6 protein-coding genes are annotated in these 5,474 nt (G+C 73.9%); 5 read left to right on the top strand and 1 reads right to left on the bottom strand.

The window, feature by feature from the left end; translation table 11 throughout:
* The first annotated feature begins 160 nt into the window (after positions 1–160).
* Positions 161–814, top strand: coding sequence for a TetR/AcrR family transcriptional regulator (locus AAHZ94_RS27735; protein ID WP_349996227.1), 654 nt, complete (start codon positions 161–163; stop codon positions 812–814).
* 188 nt (positions 815–1,002) lie between these two features.
* Entirely contained in the window at positions 1,003–2,373 is a 1,371-nt protein-coding gene (locus AAHZ94_RS27730; protein ID WP_349996225.1) for an FAD-dependent oxidoreductase, read from the top strand.
* A 326-nt stretch (positions 2,374–2,699) separates the two neighbouring features.
* Here AAHZ94_RS27730 and AAHZ94_RS27725 read toward each other — a convergent pair whose 3' ends face one another.
* A complete protein-coding gene (locus AAHZ94_RS27725) occupies positions 2,700–3,065 on the bottom strand; it encodes an ArsR/SmtB family transcription factor (RefSeq protein WP_349996224.1) in 366 nt (121 codons plus the stop codon).
* A 354-nt stretch (positions 3,066–3,419) separates the two neighbouring features.
* Here AAHZ94_RS27725 and AAHZ94_RS27720 point away from each other — a divergent pair, with 354 nt between their 5' ends.
* The 3 genes from AAHZ94_RS27720 to AAHZ94_RS27710 all read left to right on the top strand — a co-directional run.
* On the top strand, positions 3,420–3,677 hold the full coding sequence (locus AAHZ94_RS27720) for an acyl carrier protein (RefSeq protein WP_349996222.1): 258 nt from the start codon (positions 3,420–3,422) through the stop codon (positions 3,675–3,677).
* 171 nt (positions 3,678–3,848) lie between these two features.
* Positions 3,849–4,796 (top strand): ATP-dependent sacrificial sulfur transferase LarE, encoded by a 948-nt coding sequence (gene larE, locus AAHZ94_RS27715; protein ID WP_349996220.1) that lies wholly within the window; start codon positions 3,849–3,851, stop codon positions 4,794–4,796.
* A partial coding sequence (locus AAHZ94_RS27710; protein WP_349996218.1) for an AIR carboxylase family protein occupies positions 4,793–5,474 on the top strand: 682 nt, incomplete at its 3' end. The genes larE and AAHZ94_RS27710, both read left to right, overlap by 4 nt.

Genomic DNA, 5,474 nt, shown 5'->3' with positions numbered 1-5,474 from the left:
CCCCCCCCCCCCCCCCCCCCCCCCCCCCCCCCCCCCCCCCCCCCCCCCCCCCCCCCCCCCCCCCCCCCCCCGGCCCGGTGTTCACCCTGCTCAGAAGGGGCGGACAACCGGAGACCCACTGAGTATATTGGCTTCGAGCCAGTCAACGCAGGAGTTAAGCATGTCCCCGCGCAGCGCATCGGTCAATGAGGAGTTGCGCCGACGTTCCCAACAGCGGCTGCTCCAGGCAACCGTCGACCTCGTCGACGAGCACGGTTACGAGGCCACCACGCTGGCGGACATCGCCGATCGGGCGGGCGCAGCACGCGGCCTGGTGTCGTACTACTTCCCCGGCAAGCGGCAGCTCCTCCAGTCCGCCGTGCACCGTCTGATGCACACCGAACTCGCGGCTGCGCTGGACCGCGCGCCCCGGCCCACCGGCGAGGGCGCCGGCCGCGAGTTGCTGGCCCGGGCCATCGACGCGATCCTCAGCCTGGCCAGGGACCGCCCCCGGCTGATGCGCACGCACATGGCGGGCATCCTCCAGGCCGAGGGCTTCATCCAATGTCCCGAACAGCAGCGGCTCGCCGAACTGCTCCAGGAGACGGTGGTCGCGTACGGCAGCGACGACCCCGAGACGGACTACCGGCTGATGCGGGCGCTGCTGATGGGCGCCGTCGTCGCGGTGCTGCTGCCCGGGGCGCCGATGCCGGTGGCGCGGCTGCGCGCGGAGTTGTTCCAGCGCTACGGCCTCGACTGGGAGCTCGGCGATCCCCCGCCGCGCCAGGTCGCGCCGCCGGCGGCGGGCGACGACACCGCGGGTACGGCGCAGTAGGGCACACCGCAGCGGGCGAAGCGGGTCGGGCATATCGGGTGGCTCCGTGGAGTTCCGGGTTCCGCCCCGGACGGCGCCGAGGCGCCGGCGCACGGACGCGCTCCGGGCGTACCGCGGTATGGACACACGCCTCCCGCGGCGACCGGCCCGGTGCCATCCTGGGAGGCCCAGCGGGAAGGAGTTCCGCCGTGCTCCGTGTCGCCGTCGTCGGTTCGGGCCCCAGCGGGGTGTACACCGCTCAGGCCCTGCTCCGGCAAAGTCTGGTCCCCGATGTCGTGGTGCACGTACTGGACCGGCTGCCGTGCCCGTTCGGTCTGGTGCGGTACGGGGTGGCGCCCGACCACGAGAAGATCAAGTCGCTCCAGGGCAATCTGCGCACCGTGCTTGAGGACCCCAGGGTCACCTTCCTCGGCCATGTGCGGGTGGGCTCGCCCGGGGTCGCGCCGCGCCAGTTGCACGAGCTCTACCACGCGGTGGTGTACTGCGTGGGCGCCGCGACCGACCGCCGGCTCGGGGTGCCGGGCGAGGAGCTGCCCGGCAGTTGGTCGGCGACCGACTTCGTCTCCTGGTACAGCGCCCACCCGGATGCGGCGGCGGACCAGTTCCCGCTGGCCGCGCCGTCGGCGGTGGTGATCGGGGTCGGCAACGTGGCCGTGGACGTGGCCCGGGTGCTGGCCAGGGACGCCGCCGAGCTGCGCGACACCGACGTACCGGACGCGGCGCGCGCCGCGCTCGGCCGCAGCCGGGTGCGGGACGTCCACATGATCGGCAGGCGCGGGCCTTCGCAGGCCAAGTTCACCACCAAGGAGCTGCGGGAACTCGGCGCGCTGCCCGGGGCCGCGGTGCGGGTGCGGGCCGATGAGCTCGCTCGCGATCCGGCGTTCGTCGACCCCTCGGGGCTGCCGGCCGTGGCCCGGCGCAACGTGGAAGTGCTGCGCGGCTGGGCGCAGCAGCCACCCGTCGACCGGCCGCGCCGCATCCACCTGCGGTTCTTCCTACGGCCCGTGGCGCTCCTGGCGCAGCACGGGGGCGCGCCCGGCGAGGTGGGCAGTGGGGTGCGCGCGGTGCGTTTCGAGCGTACGGCCCCCGACGGGCAGGGCCGGGTGGTGGGCACCGGGACGTACGAGGACATCGACGCGCGGCTGGTGCTGCGCTCGGTCGGCTACCGCGGAGTGCCACTGCCCGGGCTGCCCTTCGATCCCGCGCTCGGTACGGTGCCGCACCGGGCCGGCCGGGTGCTGCGCGCCGGGGCCCCCTCGCTCGGCGAGTACGTGGCGGGGTGGATCAAGCGCGGGCCCACCGGCGTGATCGGCACGAACCGCTCGTGCGCCAAGGAGACCGTGGACGCCCTGCTCGCCGACGCGGCGGAACTGACCTCGCGCACCGTGGCCGCGGACCCGGTGGCGGCCCTGCGCCGGCTGGGGCAGGAGCCGGTGGAGTGGCCGGGCTGGCTGCGCATCGAGGCGGCCGAGGCGGACCTCGGCCGCCGGCTCGGCCGTACGAACGTGAAGATCCCGGACTGGGAGGGGTTGTTGAGCGCGGCGCGCACGGCGCCGTGAACCCGTGCGCCGGGGACCAGCGCACCGCGAACCGGTTTGCCGGGGGCCAGCGGTGCCTGCGTCTGTACGCGCACCTGCGGTGTCGCCGCCGGCGCCTCGGCGGCGGCCGGTCGCCGCGCCGCCTGGCCCCGGGGCCGCGCCACCCACCTCGTCAGGTCGCCGGGGGCGCGCCACCGCCCCGGGGGAGCGCGCCACTGCCCCAGGGGGTCGCGCCATCCCGCGCCATCCGATTCACCAGGTCGCCGGGGGTGCGCCATCCGGCCATCCGGCCGTCAGGTCGCCCGGGCCGCGCCGCAGCGGGTGGTCAGGCCGCGACCAGACCGCGATCAGGCCACGGTCAAGCACTCTTCCTGGCGTTTGGCCGCGGCCAGGACGCAGTCGAGCAGGCCGGGGAAGCGGTCGGCCAGGTCGGCGTGGCGCAGCACGCTCATCTTGGCGGTGCCCCGGTAGAACTGCCGGATCACCCCGCTCTCGCGCAGTACGCGGAAGTGGTGCGTACAGGTGGACTTGCTCACCGGGAGGTCGAAGACCGAACACGCGAGCTCGCCGCCGTCGTCGGCAAGGCCGCACACGATGCGCAGGCGCATCGGGTCGGACAGCGCGTGCAGCACGCCTTCGAGGCGGATCTCGGCGGCTTCCGGGTGCTTGAGCTCCCGACCCGCTGACGGGGTGGGGGCCTGCTGATCTGCCACGGCTGCTCCTCACGCTGCTCCGAAAGGCGATCCGTACGAGCATGCCGTGGTGCGACATGCAACGTACTACGATGGAAATCGTACAACAAGGACCACCGGCGGCAAAGGCTCTCCGCACAGTCGGGCCCCGCCCCTTCAGGGCGCGTTTTCCGCCCGTTTTCCTTCCCGGTCCAGATGCGCGCGCGAACGTCACTCGATGTGTTTTTCTGTTCTCCATCTTCCGCGGCCTGGACTGCAAATGAGTGAAACATCCTCCGCCAGTTTGTTCATTTCCCTTGTGCATCGGAACACTTGGGGCCGCGCGCACAGCGCCATGAAACCGCGCAGGCACCACCAGGCGAGGAGTGCACACCCATGAGTGACGCCTTGGGCATCATTACGGAGATCCTGTCCGAACAGTTCCATGTGGATCGAGGCGTACTGCGCCCGCAGACCACGATCGACGAGTTGGAACTCGACTCGCTCGCGCTCCTGGAATTCTCCCTGGTACTCGGCGAGAAGACGGGGCTGCGGATGGGCGACGAGCACGTCACCCGGGAGGTGACACTTGGTCAGATCGCGGAGTGGATCGAGGCCGGACGCGACCTCGCCGAGACCGGCTCACGCAGCTAACTGGCCGTGCAGGAAGGTGTGTTGACAGGCCACGGCCGGCACCGGACGGGGCCGCCCGTCGCCACTTCACCAACCGGACGCCAAGGGTCGCGACCCCCGGCGAGCGCGCCCGTGGCGCCATGACGCGTCGTACGCCTCCGGCCCCTCCGAGTAGAAAGGCGCGGATTCCCGGTGCGGCAGAGCACGGTGTTCGGGACGAGCGAACAACCCATCGATCAGACCGCCGAGTCATACGCATTGTTGGCGGCCGTCAATGAAAGCGGCCCGCTGGCCGTCGCATTCTCCGGCGGTGTCGATTCCGCCGTCGTACTGGCCGCCGGCGTCCGGGTGTGGGGAGCGGCCCGTACGCTCGCGGTGATCGCGGACTCCCCCGCATTGGCCAGGAGCGAACTGCACGGGGCGCGCCGTACCGCAGCGGAGATCGGTGTGGAGTTGCTGGAGGTGGCGACCGCGGAGTGGTCGGTTCCCGGTTATCGGGAGAACGCCGGGAACCGCTGCTATTTCTGCAAGCACACGGTGTTGTCCCGGGTTTTGGAGGTGGCGACCGAGCGAGGCTTCGGAGCCGTCGCCACCGGCACCCACCGTGATGACCGGCGGGCCGCACACCGTCCGGGGCTGCGCGCGGCGGCGGAGCTCGGCGTCGTGGAACCGCTCGCCGCCGCGGGCCTCGGCAAGGCGGAGGTGCGGGGCGTCGCCGTCCGCTGGGGCCTGTCGGTCGCGGACAAACCCGGCTCCCCCTGCCTGTCCTCCCGGGTGGCTGTCGGCGTCCCGGTGACCCCGGCGCGGCTCGGCCGGGTCGAACGCGCCGAGGAGTTGGTGCGCGCGACGCTGACCGCGCACGGCGTCCCGGTCGACGCGCTGCGGGTCCGCGTCCTCGCCACGGCCTTCCGCATCGAACTCGGGCCCACCACCCACCACTGGCTCGACCGCCACCCCCGCGTCCAGGCCGAGGTGTTGCGCGCGGTGGCCGCCGCGACCCGGCTGCGGGACGGCTCGGTGGCGGCCTACCGGGCCGGTGCGGTGGCCACCGCCTCCGGGCCGGGCGGCGCGGACGCGGCCCCCACACCCCGCCGGCCGGCCGACGGGCGCCCGGCGACCCGCGGGGAGCGGCCCGCATGAGCGCGACGGACGCGGATACGGGGACCGAGACGGAGACGGTGCGGGTGGCCGACTTCGCCCGGCTCGACGTGGCCAGGCGCGGCCGGACCGGGGTGCCCGAAGTGGTGTTCGCACAGGGCAAGACGGCCGAGCAGACACTGCGGCTGCTGACCGAACTGCGGAGGGCCGACCCCGCGGCGCCGGCCCTCGCCACCCGCTGCCCGGCCGAGGTGCTGGCCGCCGCGCCCACCGCGTTCGGCGCCGCACCCGTCCAGGTGGACGCGGTGGCGCGGACGGTCACGGTGGGGCCGCTGCCCGCGCCGCGTGGTGCGGTGGCCGTGGTCACGGCGGGCACCTGCGACCTGCCGGTGGCCGGTGAGTGCCGGGCCACGCTCGCCGCGCTCGGGGTCGGCGCCTTCGTCGTGGACGACGTGGGGGTGGCCGGCATCGGGCGGCTGTTCGCCCAACTGCCGCGGCTTGAACGGGCCGACTGCGCCGTGGTCGTGGCCGGCATGGACGGGGCGCTGCCCAGCGTGGTCACGGGGCTGCTGCGCGCGCCGGTGGTGGGGGTGCCGACGAGCGTCGGGTACGGGGTGGCGGCGGGCCGCCTCGCCCCCCGCCGACCGCTGCACGCCACCACCCCGCCCGGCCAGACGGGGGGCCCCAACAACAATTGGTTACGCGCCCCCCGGGCCGCCG

The sequence above is a fragment of the Streptomyces sp. HSW2009 genome (assembly GCF_040240285.1).
In the GTDB taxonomy this organism is placed as follows: Bacteria; Actinomycetota; Actinomycetes; order Streptomycetales; family Streptomycetaceae; genus Streptomyces.
This window is presented reverse-complemented; position numbering and strand designations above follow the sequence as displayed.